Raw genomic sequence first — 21,974 nt, 5'->3', positions numbered from 1 at the left:
CTACTCCATTCGCATGGGGCCCACAGGCCCCTTCTTGTTATTCAGTATCGCCCTTGCTCGGTGCTGACGATCAACCTGTGATCATCGGCAGATCGAGGCCCTGCTCTTTGGCGCAGTCGACAGCGATCGGGTAACCGGCGTCGGCATGGCGCATGACGCCAGTGCCTGGGTCGTTGGTCAGCACGCGGGCAATGCGCTCGGCGGCTTCATCGCTACCATCGCAGACGATGACCATGCCTGAGTGTTGCGAGAAGCCCATGCCCACTCCGCCACCGTGGTGCAGCGAAACCCAGGTAGCGCCGCTGGCGGTATTGAGCAGGGCGTTGAGCAGCGGCCAGTCGGACACCGCGTCGGAGCCATCGCGCATCGATTCGGTTTCGCGGTTCGGGCTGGAGACCGAGCCGGAATCAAGGTGGTCGCGGCCAATGACGATCGGCGCCGACAACTCGCCGCTACGCACCATTTCGTTGAAGGCCAGGCCCAGCTTGGCACGCAGGCCCAGGCCAACCCAGCAGATACGCGCCGGCAGGCCCTGGAAGCTGATGCGCTCGCGGGCCATGTCCAGCCAGCGGTGCAGGTGGGCGTCGTCAGCGATCAGCTCTTTGACCTTGGCATCGGTTTTGTAGATGTCTTCAGCTTCGCCCGACAGCGCGGCCCAGCGGAATGGACCCACGCCGCGGCAGAACAGCGGACGGATATAGGCCGGAACGAAGCCTGGGAAGTCGAAGGCATTGCTCACGCCCTCTTCCTTGGCCATCTGGCGAATGTTGTTGCCGTAGTCGAAGGTCGGCACACCCTGCTTCTGGAAGTCGAGCATGGCCTGCACGTGAACGGCCATGGACTGCTTAGCAGCCTTGACCACTGCGGCCGGTTCGGTCTGGGCGCGGTCGCGGTACTGCTCCCAGGTCCAGCCAGCGGGCAGGTAGCCGTTGAGCGGGTCGTGGGCGCTGGTCTGGTCAGTGACCATGTCCGGACGCACGCCACGCTTGACCAGCTCCGGCAGGATTTCGGCGGCGTTGCCCAGCAGGGCGATGGAGATGGCTTTGCCTTCGGCGGTGTATTTGCCAATGCGCGCCAGCGCGTCGTCCAGATCGCTGGCTTGCTCGTCGACATAGCGGCTGCTCAGGCGGAAATCGATCCGGCTCTGCTGGCACTCGATGTTCAGCGAGCAAGCGCCGGCCAGGGTCGCCGCCAGTGGCTGGGCGCCGCCCATGCCGCCAAGGCCGGCGGTGAGCACCCACTTGCCCTTGAGGCTACCGTTGTAGTGCTGGCGACCGGCTTCGACGAAGGTTTCGTAGGTGCCTTGGACAATGCCCTGGCTGCCGATGTAGATCCAGCTGCCGGCGGTCATCTGGCCGTACATGGCCAGGCCCTTGGCATCCAGTTCGTTGAAGTGCTCCCAGTTGGCCCAGTGCGGCACCAGGTTGGAGTTGGCGATCAACACGCGCGGGGCGTTGCTGTGGGTCTTGAACACGCCGACCGGCTTGCCAGACTGCACCAGCAGGGTCTCGTCGTCTTCCAGGCGGGTCAGGGTCTCGACGATCTTGTCGTAGCACTCCCAGTTACGTGCGGCGCGGCCAATGCCGCCGTAGACCACCAGTTCCTTGGGGTTCTCGGCCACCTGCGGGTCGAGGTTGTTCATCAGCATGCGCAGCGGCGCTTCGGTCAGCCAGCTTTTGGCGGTCAGCTTGTTGCCACGCGGGGCACGGATTTCTACGTCACGGTATTTGTTGTTGTCAGTCACGGGGAAGGTCCTCTGCGGTCATCCGACGGCGGTGTGTCGATGGCCAATATACAAACACACCTTTACTTGTATGTACAAGCATGGACAACCAAAAATCTTTCTATCTTCCTTGCAAATGATTGGGGCCGCTTCGCAGCCCATCGCGGGGCAAGCCCGCTCCCACGTGCGCACTACAGCTTGCGTGGGAGCGGGCTTGCCCCGCGATGGATTGCGAAACGGCCCCGATAATCGTTATCTCAGCGCGCAGTCAGCTCAATCAGGCAAAACCGCCCCTGCACATCCAACCCCAGCAAGCCATCATTGCCTTCCAGCCGCAGGCAGTCGTACAACCCCAGGCTCTGCGACTCATGCCCGGCCAGCCCGACTTCGACATGATTGCTGCCAGCAAACAGCAACACCGTCGGCGCCGAACTGAATAACCGGCTACTGCCATCGAACCACTGCAAGCGCGCCCGATAGCGCTGCGGCGCATAGATCAGGTTGAAATCCCTGATAGGGCCACCCAGCAGCTTGCAGCTGACCTGGCTCTCGCCATTGAAGGCGAAGGCATCGAAGCTAAGTAGCGGTCGGCTAGCCTGGCCATCGACCAACAAGCGCATGCCGTCGCCTTGCAGCACGGTGATGATCCGCTGATAACCGCTGAAGCTTGAGAAACCGCCAGACTCTTCAATATCGGCAATCGACAGGCGCCAGCCAAATCCTTCCAGGCTATCGCCCGCGTCGCGGGCAATCTCCTCGGTGAAACCGCCGCCGTTCTTCCACGGCATGCGTGGGTAGTCGCGAGCACGCAACAACTGCAACTGGCTCATTTGCTGAAACGTCCTTCCAGGCGATGACGGGAGCCGGGGTGGATCAACCGCGCGGCAGTAACTGGCTGGCGACCGGACCAGGTGCGCCGGCGGATCAGCAGGCACGGCTCACCACGTTCGATCTGCAGCAAGCGGCACTCTTCGGGCTCGGCAAGAATGGCTTCGACCACGTGCTCGCCCTCGGTCAGCGGAGCGACCTGGGACAAGTAGGCGTAGGGCGTCTGCCGGGTGAAGTCCTGGCTCAGGTAATCCGGGGCGATCAGGGCGTTGACGTAGCGGTCTTCGATCTGCACCGGGATGCCGTTCTCGTAATGCACGATCAGCGAATGGAACACCCGCTGACCTTCGCGCATGTCCAGCGCCAGGGCGCGCTCGGAGCCTGCCGCTTCTTCGGCCAGGGTAATCACTTGGCAGCTATGCTGATGGCCACGGCTGGCGATCTCGTCGGCAATGTTGTTGACCTCGAACAGCGCCGAACGGGTCTTGGGTTCGGCAACGAAAGTGCCCACCCCTTGCATGCGCACCAACAGGCCATCGGCGGTCAGTTCACGCAGGGCGCGATTGATCGTCATGCGGCTGAATCCCAGTTGGCTGACCAGCTCGCTCTCGGAAGGCACCCGGTGATGGGGCGGCCAAGTGCCGTTTTCGATCTGCTGGATGATCATCTGCTTGACCCGGGCGTACAGCGGCGCCGGACCTTCGCCCATCTGGGCCACCAGCGCGGAGACAGGAGGTGTCGGCACGGCTTTTATCCTTGTGCGGTATGAGTGAACGGTAGCTTGCCGGAGTTTACCGGGCAGGCAAACGCCTGTATATGTATATACAAGTTAACAAGAACAGGAAAAACCCATGCCCGTCTTCTTCGCCGAGCGCGCCCTGCTGTCCACTGGCTGGGCGCGCAACGTCCGTCTTGAGGTCGCCGCCGATGGTCGACTGTCCAGTCTCCAGGCCGATGCCTCGGCCGAGGGCGCCGAGCGACTGGCCGGCCCGCTACTGCCGGGCATGCCCAACTTGCACTCGCACGCCTTCCAGCGCGCCATGGCAGGCCTGGCTGAGGTGGCGGGCAATCCCAACGACAGTTTCTGGACCTGGCGCGATCTGATGTACCGCCTGGTGGGTCGGATCAACCCGGAGCAACTGCAAGTCATCGCCCGCCAGCTGTACATCGAAATGCTCAAGGCCGGCTACACCTCGGTGGCAGAGTTCCACTACGTGCATCATGACCGCGATGGCCAGGCGTATGCCGACCCTGCCGAGCTGTCGCGGCGTATCAGCGCCGCCGCGAGCAGCGCCGGGATTGGCCTGACGCTGCTGCCGGTGTTGTATAGCCATTCGGGCTTTGGTGGCCAGGCGCCCAATGACGGTCAGCGCCGCTTCATCAACTCAAGCGAACAATACCTGCGCTTGCAGGAGCAGCTACAGCCGCTGTTGGCCGCTCAACCAGCACAACAGCTAGGCCTGTGTTTCCACTCCTTGCGCGCGGTGACCCCGACGCAGATTGCCGGTGTCGTGGCGAACGGTGACCAGGCCTGCCCGATCCACATCCACATCGCCGAGCAACAAAAGGAAGTCGACGATTGCCTGGCCTGGAGCGGCGTGCGTCCGCTGCAATGGCTGTATGAACATGTCGATGTCGACCGCCGTTGGTGCCTGGTGCATGCCACCCATGCCGAGCCAGATGAAGTTCGCGCCATGGCTCATAGCGGCGCGGTGGCCGGGTTGTGCCTGAGCACCGAAGCGAACCTTGGGGACGGGATCTTCCCTGCGGTGGATTACCTGGCCCTGGGTGGCCGCATGGGGATTGGCTCGGACAGCCATGTATCGCTCAGCGTGGTCGAGGAGTTGCGCTGGCTGGAGTATGGCCAGCGGCTGCGTGACCAACGACGTAATCGGCTGTACCGGGGCGATCAACCGATGGTTGGCAGAACCCTCTACGATGCCGCGCTCAGTGGTGGCGCGCAGGCGCTGGGGCAGCCGATTGGCGAGCTCAGCGTGGGCAAGCGCGCCGACTGGCTGGTGCTCGATGGGCAGGATCCGTACATTGCCACCGCCGAGGGCGACGCCATTCTCAACCGCTGGCTGTTTGCCGGCGGCGATCGCCAGGTGCGCGATGTGATGGTCAACGGGCAGTGGGTGGTGCGCCAGGGGCGGCATGCGCAGGATGAGGACAGTGGGCGAGCGTTCGTCGAGGTGCTGCGCCAGCTGCTGGACTGATTAAACGCAGTTCCACCGCTATCGCGGGGCAAGCCCGCTCCCACGCTATCTATCTAGGGTCTGTATGAAAAGTCTTGAGACGCCGGTCAGGCAAGGCGAAAACAGCCGAGGAACGGTCGGAGTCGCGCTCGACTTTACTGGAGTAAATGAGCATTCCGAGGCTGTTTTCAACGCAGCATGACAAGTATCAAGGCTTTACGTACAGAGCCTAGGCAAGCGTGGGAGCGGGCTTGCCCCGCGATGACAACCGCATTACCTGGCGGCGATATCCCGATCCGCCACCCGCCAAATCAAGCGATTGGTGTCATACCCCTGCTGGCGCGCCTTGGCCAACAGGTTTTCACGCTGCCACGCCGGTAGCGATGGGGTGCGCGACAGAATCCACAGGTACTTGCGATCAGGGCTGCCGACGATGGCCGTGCGGTAATGGGCATCCACATACAGCACCCAATACTCACCCTTGGCCACGCCCGGCGCCAGGCGGGTAAACCAGTTATCGAATTCGACCCATAGCTTGTCGGTGTGCCCCGCTTCCTGCGGCTTGGCATTGCCTTCGGCACGAATCCACTCGCCATCGAGCATCCGGCAGCGGTTCAACACACCAAGGGTGCCATCGGGCTTGGCGTTGTAATGCGCCTCGGACTGGGCACAGTCGCGCTGGAAGTACATCGGCAGGCGCGCCAGCTCATACCATTTGCCCTGGTAGCGCTTGAGGTCCACCGCGCCGGCCGTCTTCGGCGCCAGCGGGTCGACGCTGGAGCTGGCACAGCCGCCCAACAGCAGCGCCAGGCAGACGCCCAGCAGCAGGCTCAACCGCCTCATTTGAGGCCCTGCCCGGAGTACATCAGCACCTTGTCCGCCGCGTACTGCACGCTGATGAAACTCTTCTCGTCACCCCAGGTGCAGCTGCTCATGCCCAGCGCTCCGGAGCATTCGGTTGGCGTACCCAACAGTTGCTCGACCTCGGCCTTGTTCATGCCGGCCTTGAGCTTGGAATAGTTTTCCTGATTGATCTTGCTGCACGCAGTCAGGACGACGCACAAGGACAACAGGGCGAGGGAACGCAACGACATGAAGGGACACTCCTGGGACATGGGGCTCAGGCGAGGCGCCTGTGGAGAGCTTAGAAGGCAAAAAGCCTCCTCGGTTCCCTGCCCTGGGTGCTTTGACCCCCTGCCATTGGTCGACTGGTTCGCAATTGATTAATGTTTTACCCGCGCAGGTCGACACAGCTTCCAGCGGTGTGGCCGATTGCCGCCCCCTCCCTTCGACGTGCTTCCCTGCGCAGACTTTGCCATGACCAACAACCTCAAGTTCAGCCACAAGATCCTGCTGGCCGCTGCCCTCGTGGTGGCCGTTGCCTTTACCTGCTTCGTGCTGTTCAACGATTACCGACAACGCCAGTCCCTGCGTAGCGATACCGAGTCGACCCTGCAGGACCTGGGCAACCTGACTGCCGGCAACATCCGTAACTGGCTCGACAGCCGTATCCAACTGCTCGACACCTTCGCCCAGCAGATTGCCGTCGACGGCAAGCCTGGCCTGGACCGCGCCCTGGCGCTGCCGGTGTATGCCAACACCTTCCAGCTCACCTACTTTGGCGGCCAGGACGGCAGCATGCAGTCGGTGCCAGTAGGCAACCGCGCCGCTGACTACGATCCGCGCGTGCGCGGCTGGTACAAAGCCGCCAGCGCCGCCAACCAGACCATCGTCACCGAGCCGTACATCTCGGCCTCCGCCGGCAAGCTGGTGATCACCCTGGCTAGCCCCGTGCAGCAAGGCGGCCGACTGATTGGCGTCAGCGGCGTAGACACCGACCTGCAGACCATCAGCAACCTGATCAACGCGCTGGACTTCGACGGCAGTGGTCACGCGTTCATCGTCAATGGCGAAGGCAAGATCCTGATTCATCCCAAGGGAGAGCTGGCGCTCAAGAGCCTCGCCGATATCTACCCGACCGACACCCCGCGCATCGGCAGCGGCCTGAAGGAGGTCGAGTTCGAGGGGCGCAAGCAGTTCATCAGCTTCACCCATGTCGACGGCGTGCCGTCGGCTGACTGGTACGTGGCGCTGGTCCTCGACCAGGACGCAGCCTTCGCCATGCTCAGCGAACTACGTACCTCGGCAGTGGTGGCGACGCTGATCGCGGTAGTGGCGATCATCGCCCTGCTGGGCCTACTGATCCGCGTCTTGATGGAACCGCTGCACATCATGGGCCGCGCCATGCACGACATCGCCCAGGGCGAAGGCGACCTGACCCGGCGCCTGACCATCCACGCCCAGGACGAGTTCGGCAGCCTCGGCCAGTCGTTCAACCGCTTCGTCGAGCGCATCCATGAGTCGATCCGGGAAGTGTCCTCGGCCACGGGCCAGGTCAATGCGGTGGCGAGCCAGGTGATTACTGCCTCCAACGCCTCGATCCACAATGCCGACCAGCAGTCGAGTCGCACCAGCAGCGTTGCCGCAGCGATCAACCAGCTTGGTGCCGCCGCCCAGGAAATCGCCCAGAACGCCGCGCTCGCCTCGCAGCACTCAAGCGATGCGCGCAACCTGGCCGAGGATGGCCAGCAGGTGGTCGGCCAGACCATCGAGGTGATGAACCAGCTCTCGGCGCGGATCAGCGATTCGTGCGGCAACATCCAGACGCTCAACTCGCACACTGCCAACATCGGTCAGATTCTCGATGTGATCAGCGGTATTTCCCAGCAGACCAACCTGCTGGCACTCAATGCCGCCATCGAAGCCGCCCGTGCCGGCGAGGCTGGGCGTGGGTTTGCCGTGGTCGCCGACGAAGTACGCAACCTCGCGCATCGCACGCAAGAGTCGGCGCAGCAGGTGCAGAGCCTGATCGAAGAGCTGCAGGCGGGCGCCCAGGTGGCGGTCAGTACCATGAACCAGAGCCAGCAACAGAGCGAGCACAGCGTGGGCATCGCCAACCAGGCCGGTGAGCGCCTGGGCAGCGTGACCCAGCGCATTGGCGAGATCGACGGCATGAACCAGTCGGTGGCGACTGCCACTGAAGAGCAGACAGCCGTGGTCGAGTCGATCAATGTCGACATCACCGAGATCAATACGCTGAATCAGGAAGGGGTGCAGAACCTGCAGAGCACCTTGCGCGCCTGCAATGACCTGGAGCACCAGGTGGACCGCTTGAAGCAGTTGGTGGGCAGTTTCAGGATCTGATCCGGCAACTGCTGGTATCAGCTGGATCGTGCGTGGGAGCGGGCTTGCCCTGCGATGGCGAAGGTGAATTCACCACTACTATCGCGGGACAAGCCCGCTCCCACGTTCGATCCAAACGATGGTGCGCCCTTAGAACCTGGAGCCAGGTTCGAGGAGAAAATCCATCTCTTCACTGGTACTAGGGCGCCCCAGCATCAGGTTGCGATGCGGGAAGCGCCCGAACCGGGCAATCACCCGCTGATGCTGTTCGGCATAATCCAGAAAACCTTCGAACAACCGGCGGTTAGCCTCCGGTTGTTCTTCGAGCAGCGTCTGGTAACGCTCGACGCTCAGGTTCTGCCAATCGAGCACCTCGGCATGCTCCAGCACCAGCAGCACGAACACGCGCTGGATCGGCAGCAGCTGGTAATCCCAGCCTTTCTGCAAGCCCTGCATCGCCACCACTTGGGCGCGGCGGTCGCCTTCGAAAGCCAGCGGCGTGTCGCGATGGATCATGCGCGGCAGCTGGTCGAGCAGCAGGATCAGCCCCAGCCAGCCCTGCGGGCTCTGCTGCCACTCATCCAGGCCACCGGCCAAGGCTTGCTCGCATAGATCGCCGAAGCGATCGCGCGCTTCGTCGTCATGGTGCTTGCCAAACCACAGCGTACTCTTCTCGTCAGCCACGGCCTGGGCACTGGTGCCCCAACCGAACCACCATTCCAACAACGGCTGCCAAGGTGCGAGCATGACTTACTCCTTGTGGTAGGCGGTGACGCGCTCCACCTCTTCCTTCGAGCCAAGGATTACCGACACGCGCTGGTGCAGGCTTTCTGGCTTGATGTCGAGGATACGCTCGTAACCGTTGGTGGAGGCGCCGCCGGCCTGCTCGATGATGAACGACATCGGGTTGGCTTCGTACATCAGGCGCAGCTTGCCCGGCTTGCTCGGCTCGCGGGCATCGCGCGGGTACATGAACAGGCCGCCACGGGTGAGGATGCGGTGCACGTCGGCCACCATCGAGGCGATCCAACGCATGTTGTAGTTCTTCTTCAGCGGGCCGGTCTCACCTGCCAGCAGCTCGCCGACGTAACGCTGCACCGGGGCTTCCCAGTGGCGTTGGTTGGACATGTTGATGGCGAACTCGGCGGTGCTGGTCGGCACCTGGATGTTTTCGTGAGTCAGGACGAAGCTGCCCAGCTCGCGGTCCAGGGTGAAGCCCTTGACGCCATTACCCAGGGTCAGGATCAGCATGGTCTGCGGACCATAGATCGCGTAACCGGCGGCGACCTGCTCGGTGCCAGGCTGGAGGAAGGCGTTCTCGTTGAGGGTTTCGTTCTGGCTCAGGTATTCGTTGGGGCAGCGCAGCACCGAGAAGATGGTGCCGACCGAGACGTTGACGTCGATGTTCGACGAACCGTCCAGTGGGTCGAAGACCAGCAGGTAGGCGCCTTTGGGGTATTTACCGGGGATCTGGTAGGCATTGTCCATTTCTTCGGACGCCATGCCGGCCAGGTGACCGCCCCATTCGTTGGCTTCGAGCAGGATCTCGTTGGAGATCACGTCGAGCTTCTTCTGCACTTCGCCCTGCACGTTTTCGGTGCCCATGCTGCCCAGTACGCCGCCCAGGGCGCCTTTGGACACGTTGTGGCTGATCTCCTTGCACGCACGCGCCACCACCTCGATCAGGAAGCGCAGATCGGCAGGGGTATTGTTGCTGCGGGTCTGCTCAATCAGATAGCGACTCAGGGTAACGCGGGACATGTATGGCTCCGAAAAGGATAGGGGGAGAAAAACCCCCGCAGTTTACAGGGAGAGTGACGGCCTAGCGAGTAAAGAGACGCGCCTGGCGGATCAGACGGTAGATTGGGGGTTGAGTTCATTGACTGCAGGGCCGATGGTCGGTGGGGGCCTCATCGCGGGGGCAAGCTCGCTCCCACGCAGCCATGAGCGACGCATGACAGCCACAGCCGCTGCGTAGCAGCGGCTGCGTAGCAGCGGCTGCGTGGGAGCGGCTGATAGTAGCTGCTGCGTGGGAGCAGGCTTGCCCCGCGATAGCATGGCTCAATCCAACGCCTTCCAGATTTCCGTCGCATACTCGCGAATGGTCCGATCCGACGAGAACCAGCCCATCCGCGCAGTATTGAGCACCGCCATGCGCCACCATTCCTGCGGCTTGTGCCAAAGCTCCTCGACCCGGCGCTGGGCATCCCAGTAGGCATCGAAGTCGGCACAGACCAGGAAGCGGTCATGGGCGATCAGCGAATCGATCAGGTGCACATAGCGCGACGGATCATCCGGCGAGAACACCCCACTGCGAATCGCCTGCAAGACATCCCCCAGACGATGGGAAGCGGCAATCGCCGCATTGGCACCGAAATCCCCTGCCCGCTTGCGCGCCTCGACCTGCTGAGCGGTCAGGCCGAAGATGAACATGTTTTCCTCGCCGACCTGCTCACACATCTCGACGTTGGCACCATCCAGAGTGCCGATGGTCAGCGCGCCGTTGAGGCCGAATTTCATGTTGCTGGTACCGGACGCTTCATAGCCGGCGGTGGAGATCTGCTCGGAAAGGTCCGCCGCCGGAATGATGCTCTCGGCCAGGCTGACGTTGTAGTTGGGCAGAAACACCACCTTGAGCAAGCCGCGCACGGTCGGGTCGTTGTTGACCACCCGGGCGATGTCGTTGGCCAGCTTGATGATCAACTTGGCCTGGTGATAACTGGCCGCCGCCTTGCCGGCGAAGATCTTCACCCGCGGCACCCAGTCGGTGCCAGGCTCAGAGCGCATCGCCTGATACAGCGCGACAGTGTGCAGCAGGTTGAGCAACTGGCGCTTGTATTCGTGGATGCGCTTGACCTGAACGTCGAACAACGCCTCCGGATTGACCGTCACCCCCAGGCGATCCTGAATGATGCTGGCCAACGCGCGCTTGCTATGCAGGCGCTGGGCGGCGAACTGCTTGCGAAACGCCGGCTTGTCGGCGAATGGGGCAAGGTTGGTCAGGCGTGTTTCCGAATCGTCCAGCACCTCTGCCCCCAGCGACTCGATGAGCATGCTGGTCAACTGAGGGTTGGCTTGGTACAGCCAACGACGGAAGGTGATGCCGTTGGTCTTGTTGTTGATCCGCTGCGGGTACAGCTTGTGTAATTCGGCGAACACCGTGCTCTTCATCAGCTTGCTGTGCAGTGCCGACACGCCATTGACGCTGTGCGAGCCGAGGAAGGCCAGGTTGCCCATGCGCACCCGGCGGCCGTTGTCTTCTTCGATCAGCGACACCGCGCGCAGCACGTCGAAGTCGTGCAGGCCTTTGGCCCGCAACGCATCGATATGGTAGGCGTTGATCAAATAGATGATCTGCATGTGCCGCGGCAGCATGCGCTCCATCAAGGCGACCGGCCAGGTTTCCAGCGCTTCCGGCAACAGGGTGTGGTTGGTGTAGGCCAACGTGCCGACTGTGACTTCCCAGGCTTTTTCCCACGGAATTTCATGCTGGTCGACCAGTAGCCGCATCAGCTCGGCCACAGCGATCGAGGGGTGGGTGTCGTTGAGCTGGATCGCCGCAGCGTCTGGCAGGTTGAGCAGGGTATCGTGCATGTTCAGGTGCCGGCGCAGCAAATCCTGCAGCGAGGCGGAAACGAAGAAGTACTCCTGGCGCAGGCGCAACTCCTGCCCAGCTTCAGTGCTATCGGCCGGGTACAGCACCCGCGAGATACTTTCGGCCCGCGCCACTTCCGCCACCGCCCCTAAATGGTCGCCGGCATTGAAGCGTTCCAGATGCAGCTCTTCCAGCGCCCGCGCACGCCACAGGCGCAGGGTATTGACGCTGGCACCCCGCCAGCCGACCACCGGCGTGTCGTAGGCCACCGCCCGCACCGTCTCGCCCGGCCACCAGACCTGGCGCTGCTGGCCCGCGCTGTCCTGCACGGTTTCAACGCTGCCGCCAAAGCTGATCGGGTAGATCACCTCGGCACGCTCGAACTCCCAGGGGTTGCCGAAATCCAGCCAGTTTTCGGTCTGCTCCTGCTGCCAGCCATCGACCACCGCCTGGCGGAACAGGCCGTGCTCGTAGCGGATGCCATAGCCATGCGCGGCAATGCCGAGGGTCGACATGCTTTCCATGAAGCAAGCCGCCAAGCGGCCCAGGCCGCCATTACCCAGCGCCGCGTCGGGTTCGAGCAGACGGATTCGCTCAAGGTCGACATCCAGCCCATCGAGGGCTTCCCGGGCAATATCCAGCAGCCCGAGATTGCTCAGGCTGTCGAACAGCAAACGGCCAATCAGGAACTCCAGGGAGAAGTAATAGACGCGCTTCTGGCTGCGTCGATAGGCCTGTCGGGTGTGATCCATCCAGTGGTCGACCATATGGTCGCGCGCGGCCAGGGCGATGGCCTCGAACCAGTCATGATCGAAGGCGTGCTCCGGGTCCTTGCCGACCGCGTAGGTCAGCTTGGCCAATACAGCGGCACGAAATTCGGCCACCTCGGCGTCACGTGCTTTAGGTTCCTGGGACATGCGGCATCCTCGGGCAAGTTGACGAAAGCGGAGGGAGATTGTTGAGACTAGACCCTTCGACAGGGAGTGACAGTTCCCGTTCGCAGTTTTCATGCCCATAACGGCAATCGGGCAAAAGGTTGTTCACAAATTGAACAACTCCGGTATGATCGCGCGCCCCAAGACCGTGATCTGCCCCCCATAACTATGAAACCGACCCTGATTGCCGCGGCCGAAGTCGACCGCCTGGAAACCTGGCAGCGCTATGCCAGCCATATGTGCGGGGGCTGCCATTCGACCTGCTGCACCCTGCCTGTTGAAGTGAAGATCAAAGACCTGATCCGTATTGGCGTGGTGGATGAGTTCGAAAAGGACGAGCCGCCCAAGAACGTCGCCAAACGCCTGCAGAAGGAAGGCATCATCGAACGCTTCAACCAGAAGTCGGGGATCTTCACCCTGACCCGGATGAGCAACGATGACTGCATGTATCTGGATCGTAAAAGCCGCCTGTGCACCATTTATGACAAGCGCCCGGATACCTGCCGCAACCATCCCAAGGTCGGGCCGCGGCCGGGATACTGCGCTTACAAGCCCAAAGCCGTTGCGCGCTAATAGCAGGACTGTCTGTTAGCACGCCGAGCTTACTGCGTGAGAGCGGGCTTGCCCCGCGATTAGCCCTCTGACTGACACCCCGCACAAACAAAAACGCCCCCGGCCTTTCGACCGGGGGCGTTTTCATTCAGCCTGAGCTAACTCAGTTCTTGGCTTTCTTGGCAGCGCGGGTACGCTCGCCTTCGTCCAGGATCTTCTTGCGCAGACGGATCGACTTCGGCGTGACTTCGCACAGCTCGTCGTCCTGGATGAATTCCAGGGCCTGTTCGAGGGTGTGGCGAACTGGCGGAACCAGGGCGATGACTTCGTCCTTGCCCGAAGCACGCATGTTGTCGAGCTTCTTGCCTTTGGTCGGGTTCACGCCCAGGTCGTTGTCACGGCTGTTCAGGCCGATGATCTGACCGTTGTAGATCTCTTGGCCGTGTTCAACGAACAGCTTGCCGCGAGCCTGCAGGGTTTCCAGCGAGTAGGTCAGAGCCTTGCCAGTCTCGACCGACACCAGAACGCCGTTCAGGCGGCCGGACATCTGGCCCGACTTCATGGTGTCGTAGCGATCGAAGATCGAGGTCAGGATGCCTGCACCGTTGGTCAGGGTCAGGAACTGGTTACGGAAACCGATCAGACCACGAGCTGGAATGTTGTACTCCAGGCGAACACGGCCTTTGCCATCCGGAACCATGTTGGTCAGGTCGCCTTTACGCAGACCCATCTCTTCCATGACCTTGCCCTGGGATTCTTCAGGGATGTCGATGGTGACGTTCTCGAACGGCTCCTGCTTGACGCCGTCGACTTCGCGGATGATCACTTCAGGACGGCCTACAGCCATCTCGAAACCTTCACGACGCATGGTTTCGATCAACACCGACAGGTGCAGTTCGCCACGGCCCGATACCTTGAACTTGTCAGGGGAATCGGTTTCCTGAACGCGCAGAGCAACGTTGTACAGCAGCTCTTTGTCCAGACGGTCCTTGATGTTACGGCTGGTGACGAACTTGCCTTCCTTGCCGCAGAACGGCGAGTCGTTGACCTGGAAGGTCATCGAAACGGTCGGCTCGTCAACGGTCAGCGGCTTCATCGCTTCTACCGCATCCGGGGCGCACAGGGTGTCGGAGATGAACAGCTCATCGAAACCGCTGATGCAGACGATGTCGCCCGCTTGGGCTTCTTCGACGTCGATGCGGTGCAGACCGTGGTGGCCCATCAGCTTGAGGATACGGCCGTTACGCTTCTTGCCGTTGGTGTCGATGGCGACAACCGGGGTGTTCGGCTTGACGCGACCACGGGCGATACGGCCAACACCGATAACACCGAGGAAGCTGTTGTAGTCCAGTGCGGAGATCTGCATCTGGAACGGACCGTCACGGTCGACAGACGGCGCTGGTACGTTGTCGATGATCGACTGGTACAGCGGGGTCATGTCTTCGGCCATGTCGGTGTGGTCCAGACCGGCGATGCCGTTCAGGGCCGAGGCGTAGACGACTTTGAAGTCCAGCTGTTCGTCGGTAGCACCGAGGTTGTCGAACAGGTCGAAGATCTGGTCCAGAACCCAGTCAGGACGCGCGCCCGGACGGTCGACCTTGTTGATCACGACGATTGGCTTCAGGCCTGCTTCGAAAGCCTTTTTGGTCACGAAGCGGGTTTGCGGCATCGGGCCGTCTTGGGCGTCGACCAGCAGCAGCACCGAGTCAACCATCGACATTACACGCTCAACCTCGCCACCGAAGTCGGCGTGGCCGGGGGTGTCGACGATGTTGATGTGGTAGCCGTTCCAGTTGATGGCGGTGTTTTTCGCCAGAATGGTAATGCCGCGCTCTTTTTCCTGGTCGTTGGAGTCCATCACGCGCTCGTCGTTGAGCTCGTTACGCTCCAGGGTGCCGGACTGGCGCAGGAGTTTGTCGACCAGGGTGGTTTTACCATGGTCAACGTGGGCGATGATGGCGATGTTACGCAGATTTTCGATCACAAATGTATCTCGATCAGAGGATTCGGTTTGCTGCCCAGTCTAGGCAGCCAATATGAAGGTAAAAGGCTCAGCGGGCCCATTGGTCGGGAGGGCGATGGCGGATGCTGCCGCCATACAGCCCTGGCGTCTTATGCCGGACGATAAACACGCACATTGGCATGTCCCTCACTGAGCAGGTGATGCGCATGCAGGCGGCTCATGACGCCCTTGTCGCAATAAAGAAGGTACTGACGATTGCCATCGAGGTGCTTGAAGCGACTGTTGATGGCATAGAAAGGCATGACCTGGACCTCGACGCCGTCGATCACCAGGGGTTCGTCTTCCTGGGCATCGGGGTGGCGAATGTCGATGACGATCTGGCCAGGCAGGGCTTCGCCCACTTCCTCGACCTGAATGTCCTGGCCCAGCTCGTCGATAACGTGGTCGATCGAGATGAAACGGGCACGCTCCAAGGCGCGCTCGAGTACCTGCATGTCGAACTGGTTTTCTTCGTGCACGACCCGGTGCGGTTTGGCACAGGTGGTCGGGTTCACCGAGATCACGCCGCAGTATTCTGGCATGTGCTTGGCGAACTCGGCGGTACCGATCTGATAAGCGGTGTCGATGATGTCCTGCTTGTGGCTGGCCAACAGCGGGCGCAGTACCAACTTGTCGGTGGCATGGTCGATCACTGCCAGGTTAGGCAGGGTCTGGCTGGACACCTGGGAGATCGCCTCGCCGGTGACCAGGGCATCGATTTCCAGACGGTCGGCGATTTTCGCCGAGGCGCGCAACATCATGCGCTTGAGGGTGACGCCCATGTAGCTGTTGTCGACCTTGCCGAGAATCTCCCCGACCACTTCTTCGAACGGCACGCTGATGAACAGCACGCGCTGGCTGCTGCCGTATTTCTTCCACAGGTAGTGGGCAACTTCCATCACCCCCAGCTCGTGGGCACGGCCGCCGAGGTTGAAGAAGCAGAAGTGGGTCATCAGGCCGCGGCGCATCATCTGGTAGGCGGCCACCGTGGAGTCGAAGCCACCGGACATCAACACCAACGTCTGCTCCAGGGCGCCCAGCGGATAGCCGCCGATGCCCTGGTGCTGGTTGTGGATCACGTACAGGCGCTGGTCGCGGATCTCGATGCGCACCATCACTTCTGGGGTCTTCAGGTCGATCCCGGAGGCGCCGCACTGCTGACGCAGTTGGCTGCCGACGTAGCGATCGACGTCCATCGAAGTGAAGTCATGGTGGCCGCCGCGCTTGCAGCGTACGGCGAAGCGTTTACCGGCCAGCAGGTGACCGAAGTGCTGCTTGCACTTCTCGACGATATCGTCGAAGTCGCCCAGCGGGTATTCCTCCACTTGCAGGAAGTGGGTGATCCCCGGCATGCAGGACAGGCGCTCGATCATCTCGCGCTGGACTTTTTCGTCTTCGACGCGGGTGACCACTTCGAGGTTGTCCCAGACACCATCGACCTTCAGCTCAGGGTCCAGATCCTTGAGCACATTGCGAATGTTCTTCGCGAGCTGACGGATGAAGCGCTTGCGCACCGGCCGGCTCTTGATGGTGATTTCTGGGAAGACTTTGACGATAAGTTTCATGGGTAAACAGCGCGCCCAGGGCCTGCCGAAAATGAGGGGCGCGAATTATAGCGGAAATTGCTCAGGATTTGACCAACTTTTGTACAGAAGGTTTGACTTTCTCTGCCAAGCCCTGTTTTACAGGCCTGCAGCTATCGCGGGGCAAGCCCGCTCCTATGTAGCCTGCACGTTCTCCTGTATAGGCTGCGTGGGAGCGGGCTTGCCCCGCGATAGAGCCCTGACAATGAGCGATAGCTGAGTTACGCACCATTACGGTGCGCAACCTTTCAAAAACGCGTCTTATCAGTGCGTCGCAGCCCGCCCATCCCTGAATAAATGCCCCTAAACGCCTGCTTTTGTCCCGCCCTCGCCATTTTTGGGCACTGGCATGCAATTTGCTCCCTTGTGAGGCAGGTAAGCTTGGCCGACTATGCGCGCCCGGCGACACCCTTTTTCCAGGGCAGCGGCCCACCGCGCTCTAGACCATCCGGAGGACAACATGTCGAAGTCGGTTCAGCTCATCAAAGATCATGACGTCAAGTGGATTGATCTGCGTTTCACGGACACCAAAGGCAAGCAGCAACACGTCACCATGCCAGCTCGCGATGCGCTGGATGATGAGTTCTTCGAAGCTGGCAAGATGTTCGATGGCTCCTCCATCGAAGGTTGGAAAGGCATCGAAGCCTCCGACATGATCCTGCTGCCGGATGACAGCACCGCCGTGCTGGACCCGTTCACCGAAGAGCCGACCCTGATCCTGGTCTGCGACGTGATCGAGCCGTCCACCATGCAAGGCTACGACCGCGACCCACGCGCTATCGCTCGTCGCGCCGAAGAGTACCTGAAGACCACCGGTATCGGTGACACCGTCTTCGTCGGTCCAGAGCCTGAGTTCTTCATCTTCGACGACGTCAAGTTCAAGTCCGACATCTCCGGTTCGATGTTCAAGATCTTCTCCGAGCAAGGCTCGTGGATGACCGACCAGGACGTCGAAGGCGGCAACAAAGGCCACCGTCCAGGCGTCAAAGGCGGCTACTTCCCGCTGCCGCCGGTCGACCACGACCACGAAATCCGCACCGCAATGTGCAACGCCCTGGAAGAAATGGGCCAGGTCGTCGAAGTTCACCACCACGAAGTGGCAACTGCCGGCCAGAACGAAATCGGCGTCAAGTTCAACACCCTGGTAGCCAAGGCTGACGAAGTTCAGACCCTGAAGTACTGCGTGCACAACGTTGCCGACGCCTACGGCCGCACCGCGACCTTCATGCCTAAGCCACTGTACGGTGACAACGGCTCGGGCATGCACGTGCACATGTCGATCGCCAAAGAAGGCAAGAACACCTTCGCTGGTGAAGGCTATGCCGGCCTGTCGGAAACCGCCCTGTACTTCATCGGCGGCATCATCAAGCACGGTAAAGCCCTGAACGGCTTCACCAACCCGGCTACCAACTCCTACAAGCGTCTGGTACCAGGCTTCGAAGCTCCGGTCATGCTGGCCTACTCGGCCCGTAACCGTTCGGCTTCGATCCGTATCCCTTACGTTTCCAGCCCGAAAGCCCGCCGCATCGAAGCGCGCTTCCCGGACCCAGCTGCCAACCCATACCTGTGCTTCGCCGCACTGCTGATGGCTGGCCTGGACGGCATCCAGAACAAGATCCACCCAGGCGATGCCGCCGACAAGAACCTGTACGACCTGCCGCCTGAAGAGGCCAAGGAAATCCCACAGGTTTGCGGTAGCCTGAAAGAAGCCCTGGAAGAGCTGGACAAGGGCCGTGCGTTCCTGACCAAGGGCGGCGTGTTCTCCGACGACTTCATCGATGCCTACATCGAACTGAAGTCGGAAGAAGAAATCCGCGTTCGCACCTTCGTCCACCCGCTGGAATACGATCTGTACTACAGCGTCTGATGCAAGCGGCGCCTGGCGCCGCAATCATCACCAAGAAACGGCCTCCTTCGCGAGGCCGTTTCTGTTTTCAGGGGCACATTTTTCGGAAGTGTCTGACTGCCGCTATTTCAGACTGACTGCACACTTCGAGGCTCCACTGCCACAGGAGACTCATCATGCGCCTTGCCTCATTTGCGCTGTGCTGCGCACTCGCCCTCACTGGCTGCAGTGCCGAGCCAGTCGATCCCGCCCTGTCCCGATTACTCGACAACATCGAACGCCGGCTGGCGATCGCCGAAGCCGTGGCCCTGCACAAGTGGGACCGCCAGCAACCGGTCCAGGCCACTGCCCGCGAGCAATCGGTGCTCGACGCCGTGCGCCGCTCAGCCCCCGCCCATCAACTCAGCGCAGAACACGCCGAGGCGTTCTTCGCCGACCAGATGGAAGCCAACAAGCTGCTGCAATACGCCTTGTTGTCGCAATGGCGACTGGATGGCGAAGCCCCTGACCTGCCGCGCCAAGACCTGCAAAGCAAGATTCGCCCACGCCTGGATGTCCTGCAGGATGATCTGCTGCGCAACCTGGCGCGGTTCCGCCAGAGCCGCTCTGCCCATTGCCCGCAACAAGTCGCCGTGGCACTGCGACAGCGCGAGGGCGACTTCCTGCATTACCTGGCGATGATCCGCGCCACTGGCCAGCTGTGTGAATGAGCCGAGCGTCGCTATGCTCTATATTGGTGCATAGAAAGACTAAGTGCCCCGTGGTGCAGCCCAATTTGGGTCACGTGAAACGATAAACCACGATTTAAATCCCCCGAATGGCGCGGTCGCAGGTGTTTCTCGGGAAATTGCGCTTCTTTTCGGAGCCTTGGTTTGTTTCTTGCATTTTCAAGCCATCACGCGGATCACCAGCGCGCCCGCCCTTGGCCCAGCCAACGGCGGCCCATGTGCCAAAAGAGGTCAACGACGCCCCATGACCATCAGCGATGCACAGCACCGTCTGCTTCTGGACAACCTGACCACCGCCACGCTGCTGCTCAATGCCGAGCTGCGCCTGGAGTACATGAACCCGGCTGCGGAAATGCTGCTGGCCGTCAGTGGCCAGCGCAGCCATGGCCAGTTCATCAGCGAGCTGTTCACCGAGTCGACTGAAGCGCTCAACTCGCTGCGTCAGGCGGTGGAACAAGCCCACCCGTTTACCAAGCGCGAAGCCCAACTGACCTCGTTGACCGGCCAGAGCATTACCGTCGACTACGCCGTCACGCCGATCCTGCATCAGGGTCAAACCCTGCTGCTGCTTGAAGTACACCCGCGCGACCGACTGCTGCGCATCACAAAAGAAGAAGCCCAGCTGTCCAAGCAGGAAACCACCAAGATGCTGGTGCGCGGCCTGGCCCACGAGATCAAGAACCCGCTAGGCGGTATTCGCGGCGCGGCACAGCTGCTCGCGCGCGAACTGCCCGAGGATGGCCTGCGCGACTACACCAACGTGATCATCGAAGAGGCCGACCGCCTGCGCAACCTGGTCGACCGTATGCTCGGCTCGAACAAACTGCCGTCGCTTGCGATGACCAACGTGCATGAAGTGCTGGAACGGGTGTGCAGCCTGGTCGAGGCCGAGAGCCAGGGCGGCATCACTTTGGTGCGCGATTACGACCCAAGCCTGCCGGACGTGCTGATCGACCGCGAACAGATGATCCAGGCCGTCCTCAATATCGTGCGTAACGCCATGCAGGCGATCAGCGGCCAGAACGAGCTGCGCCTGGGTCGTATCACCCTGCGCAGCCGTGCAGTGCGCCAGTTCACCATCGGCCACATCCGTCATCGCCTGGTGGCTCGGGTCGAAATCACCGACAACGGCCCCGGCATCCCGGCAGAACTGCAAGACACCCTCTTCTATCCCATGGTCAGCGGACGCCCGGACGGCACCGGGCTCGGCCTGGCCATCACCCAGAACATCATCAGCCAGCACCAGGGCCTGATCGAATGTGAAAGCCACGCCGGCCACACCACCTTCTCGATCTTCCTGCCCCTGGAACAAGGAGCCACAGCCCAATGAGCCGCAGTGAAACCGTCTGGATCGTCGACGATGATCGCTCCATCCGCTGGGTCCTGGAAAAAGCCCTGCAACAAGAAGGCATGACCACCCAGAGCTTCGATAGCGCCGACGGCGTCATGGGCCGCCTGGCCCGGCAGCAGCCGGACGTGATCATCTCCGACATCCGCATGCCTGGTGCCAGTGGCCTGGACCTGTTGGCGCAGATCCGCGAACAGCATCCGCGCCTGCCGGTGATCATCATGACCGCCCATTCGGACCTGGACAGCGCCGTTGCCTCGTACCAAGGCGGCGCGTTCGAGTACCTGCCCAAGCCATTCGACGTGGACGAAGCGGTATCGCTGGTCAAGCGCGCCAATCAGCATGCCCAGGAGCAGCAAGGCCTGGACGTACCGGCAACCCTGACCCGCACCCCGGAGATCATCGGTGAAGCGCCGGCGATGCAGGAGGTGTTCCGCGCCATTGGCCGGCTCAGCCACTCCAACATCACCGTGCTGATCAACGGCGAGTCGGGCACCGGTAAAGAGCTGGTGGCCCACGCCCTGCACCGCCACAGCCCGCGCGCGGCGTCGCCGTTCATCGCCTTGAACATGGCGGCGATCCCCAAGGACTTGATGGAGTCCGAGCTGTTCGGCCACGAGAAGGGCGCCTTCACCGGCGCGGCCAACCTGCGCCGTGGCCGCTTCGAACAGGCCGACGGTGGCACCCTGTTCCTCGACGAGATCGGCGACATGCCCGCCGACACCCAGACCCGCCTGTTGCGGGTGCTGGCTGACGGCGAGTTCTACCGGGTTGGTGGCCATGTGCCGGTCAAGGTCGACGTGCGCATCATTGCTGCGACCCACCAGAATCTGGAAACCCTGGTGCAGGCCGGCAAGTTCCGGGAAGACTTGTTCCATCGCCTGAACGTCATCCGCATCCATATCCCGCGCCTGGCGGATCGCCGCGAAGATATTCCGACCTTGGCGCGACACTTCCTCGGGCGTGCGGCCCAGGAGTTGGCGGTCGAGCCCAAACTGCTCAAGCCGGAGACCGAAGAGTTCATTCGCAACCTGCCGTGGCCAGGCAACGTGCGCCAGTTGGAGAACACCTGCCGCTGGATCACCGTAATGGCCTCCAGCCGCGAAGTGCTGATCGGCGACCTGCCGCCCGAGCTACTCAACCTGCCGCAGGATGCCGCGCCGGTGACCAACTGGGAGCAGGCGCTGCGTCAGTGGGCCGACCAGGCGCTGGCCCGGGGTCAGTCGAACCTGCTCGATAGCGCAGTGCCCAGTTTTGAACGGATCATGATCGAGACGGCGCTCAAGCATACGGCGGGGCGTCGGCGTGATGCTGCGGTGTTGCTGGGTTGGGGGCGCAATACCCTGACGCGCAAGATCAAGGAACTGGGGATGAAGGTCGATGGCGGGGATGATGATGAAGGCGATGAGCATTGATCTACGCTAGCCATTGACCGGCATCGCGCGCAGCCCCTCCT

The 21,974-nt window shown here is 61.7% G+C and carries 17 protein-coding genes and 1 pseudogene; 8 read left to right on the top strand and 10 right to left on the bottom strand.

The features are described from left to right. Positions 1 to 70: 70 nt before the first annotated feature. From hutU to hutC, 3 genes are all read right to left on the bottom strand, one after another. Positions 71 to 1,744, bottom strand: coding sequence for a urocanate hydratase (gene hutU, locus HU737_RS24685; protein ID WP_186557628.1), 1,674 nt, complete (start codon positions 1,742 to 1,744; stop codon positions 71 to 73). A gap of 236 nt (positions 1,745 to 1,980) precedes the next feature. Further along, the gene (locus tag HU737_RS24680; protein ID WP_186557627.1) at positions 1,981 to 2,553 is read right to left on the bottom strand and encodes a HutD/Ves family protein; all 573 of its coding nucleotides are present in this window, start codon (positions 2,551 to 2,553) and stop codon (positions 1,981 to 1,983) included. Next, a complete protein-coding gene (gene hutC, locus HU737_RS24675) occupies positions 2,550 to 3,260 on the bottom strand; it encodes a histidine utilization transcriptional repressor HutC (protein WP_186557637.1) in 711 nt (236 codons plus the stop codon). Before hutC ends, HU737_RS24680 begins: the two co-directional genes overlap by 4 nt. Before the next feature lie 142 nt (positions 3,261 to 3,402). Between hutC and HU737_RS24670 the strand changes: the two genes are divergently transcribed. Beyond that, the gene (locus tag HU737_RS24670; RefSeq protein ID WP_186557626.1) at positions 3,403 to 4,767 is read left to right on the top strand and encodes a formimidoylglutamate deiminase; all 1,365 of its coding nucleotides are present in this window, start codon (positions 3,403 to 3,405) and stop codon (positions 4,765 to 4,767) included. Positions 4,768 to 5,019: 252 nt separating this feature from the next. Here HU737_RS24670 and HU737_RS24665 read toward each other — a convergent pair whose 3' ends face one another. Together HU737_RS24665 and bamE are read right to left on the bottom strand one after the other, a co-directional pair. Beyond that, on the bottom strand, positions 5,020 to 5,589 hold the full coding sequence (locus HU737_RS24665) for a lipocalin family protein (RefSeq protein WP_186557625.1): 570 nt from the start codon (positions 5,587 to 5,589) through the stop codon (positions 5,020 to 5,022). Then, on the bottom strand, positions 5,586 to 5,840 hold the full coding sequence (gene bamE, locus HU737_RS24660) for an outer membrane protein assembly factor BamE domain-containing protein (RefSeq protein ID WP_079230016.1): 255 nt from the start codon (positions 5,838 to 5,840) through the stop codon (positions 5,586 to 5,588). Before bamE ends, HU737_RS24665 begins: the two co-directional genes overlap by 4 nt. A gap of 223 nt (positions 5,841 to 6,063) precedes the next feature. Between bamE and HU737_RS26700 the strand changes: the two are divergent. Beyond that, positions 6,064 to 7,095 (top strand): annotated as a pseudogene (locus HU737_RS26700) (HAMP domain-containing protein); the annotation flags it as partial. Positions 7,096 to 7,119: 24 nt separating this feature from the next. Continuing rightward, positions 7,120 to 7,950: a methyl-accepting chemotaxis protein gene (locus HU737_RS26695; protein WP_392467953.1), complete on the top strand. Its 831-nt coding sequence runs from the start codon at positions 7,120 to 7,122 to the stop codon at positions 7,948 to 7,950. Between the two features lie 129 nt (positions 7,951 to 8,079). On the opposite strand, the gene HU737_RS24650 is transcribed toward HU737_RS26695, so the two are convergent. From HU737_RS24650 to HU737_RS24640, 3 genes are all read right to left on the bottom strand, one after another. Next, complete coding sequence (locus HU737_RS24650; RefSeq protein WP_186557623.1) at positions 8,080 to 8,676, bottom strand: DUF924 family protein; 597 nt, start codon at positions 8,674 to 8,676, stop codon at positions 8,080 to 8,082. Positions 8,677 to 8,679: 3 nt separating this feature from the next. Continuing rightward, positions 8,680 to 9,690, bottom strand: a complete 1,011-nt coding sequence (locus tag HU737_RS24645) for a class 1 fructose-bisphosphatase (protein ID WP_186557622.1) — start codon at positions 9,688 to 9,690, stop codon at positions 8,680 to 8,682. Positions 9,691 to 9,990: 300 nt separating this feature from the next. Continuing rightward, positions 9,991 to 12,441: a glycogen/starch/alpha-glucan phosphorylase gene (locus tag HU737_RS24640; RefSeq protein WP_186557621.1), complete on the bottom strand. Its 2,451-nt coding sequence runs from the start codon at positions 12,439 to 12,441 to the stop codon at positions 9,991 to 9,993. 186 nt (positions 12,442 to 12,627) lie between these two features. On the opposite strand from HU737_RS24640, the gene HU737_RS24635 reads away from it, so the two are divergent. Then, on the top strand, positions 12,628 to 13,032 hold the full coding sequence (locus tag HU737_RS24635) for a YkgJ family cysteine cluster protein (protein ID WP_186557620.1): 405 nt from the start codon (positions 12,628 to 12,630) through the stop codon (positions 13,030 to 13,032). Positions 13,033 to 13,174: 142 nt separating this feature from the next. Here the strand turns inward: HU737_RS24635 and typA are convergent, their stop codons facing one another. Together typA and thiI are read right to left on the bottom strand one after the other, a co-directional pair. Continuing rightward, positions 13,175 to 14,995, bottom strand: coding sequence for a translational GTPase TypA (gene typA, locus HU737_RS24630; RefSeq protein ID WP_186557619.1), 1,821 nt, complete (start codon positions 14,993 to 14,995; stop codon positions 13,175 to 13,177). 128 nt (positions 14,996 to 15,123) lie between these two features. Continuing rightward, positions 15,124 to 16,578 (bottom strand): tRNA uracil 4-sulfurtransferase ThiI, encoded by a 1,455-nt coding sequence (gene thiI / locus HU737_RS24625; RefSeq protein ID WP_186557618.1) that lies wholly within the window; start codon positions 16,576 to 16,578, stop codon positions 15,124 to 15,126. Between the two features lie 478 nt (positions 16,579 to 17,056). Here thiI and glnA point away from each other — a divergent pair, with 478 nt between their 5' ends. The 4 genes from glnA (at position 17,057) to ntrC (ending at position 21,933) form a co-directional block, all read left to right on the top strand. After that, positions 17,057 to 18,463, top strand: coding sequence for a glutamate--ammonia ligase (gene glnA, locus HU737_RS24620; protein WP_186557617.1), 1,407 nt, complete (start codon positions 17,057 to 17,059; stop codon positions 18,461 to 18,463). A 155-nt stretch (positions 18,464 to 18,618) separates the two neighbouring features. Beyond that, complete coding sequence (locus HU737_RS24615) at positions 18,619 to 19,152, top strand: chorismate mutase (protein ID WP_186557616.1); 534 nt, start codon at positions 18,619 to 18,621, stop codon at positions 19,150 to 19,152. Positions 19,153 to 19,414: 262 nt separating this feature from the next. Then, positions 19,415 to 20,500: a nitrogen regulation protein NR(II) gene (glnL, locus tag HU737_RS24610; RefSeq protein WP_186557615.1), complete on the top strand. Its 1,086-nt coding sequence runs from the start codon at positions 19,415 to 19,417 to the stop codon at positions 20,498 to 20,500. Further along, complete coding sequence (gene ntrC / locus HU737_RS24605; RefSeq protein WP_186557614.1) at positions 20,497 to 21,933, top strand: nitrogen regulation protein NR(I); 1,437 nt, start codon at positions 20,497 to 20,499, stop codon at positions 21,931 to 21,933. Before glnL ends, ntrC begins: the two co-directional genes overlap by 4 nt. The last annotated feature ends 41 nt before the right edge of the window (positions 21,934 to 21,974 follow it).

Origin of the sequence: Pseudomonas urmiensis (assembly GCF_014268815.2) — a bacterium.
GTDB classification, from domain to species: Bacteria; Pseudomonadota; Gammaproteobacteria; order Pseudomonadales; family Pseudomonadaceae; genus Aquipseudomonas; species Aquipseudomonas urmiensis.
Note: the sequence above shows the minus strand (reverse complement) of the source record. Positions and strands in the feature narration are given on the sequence as shown.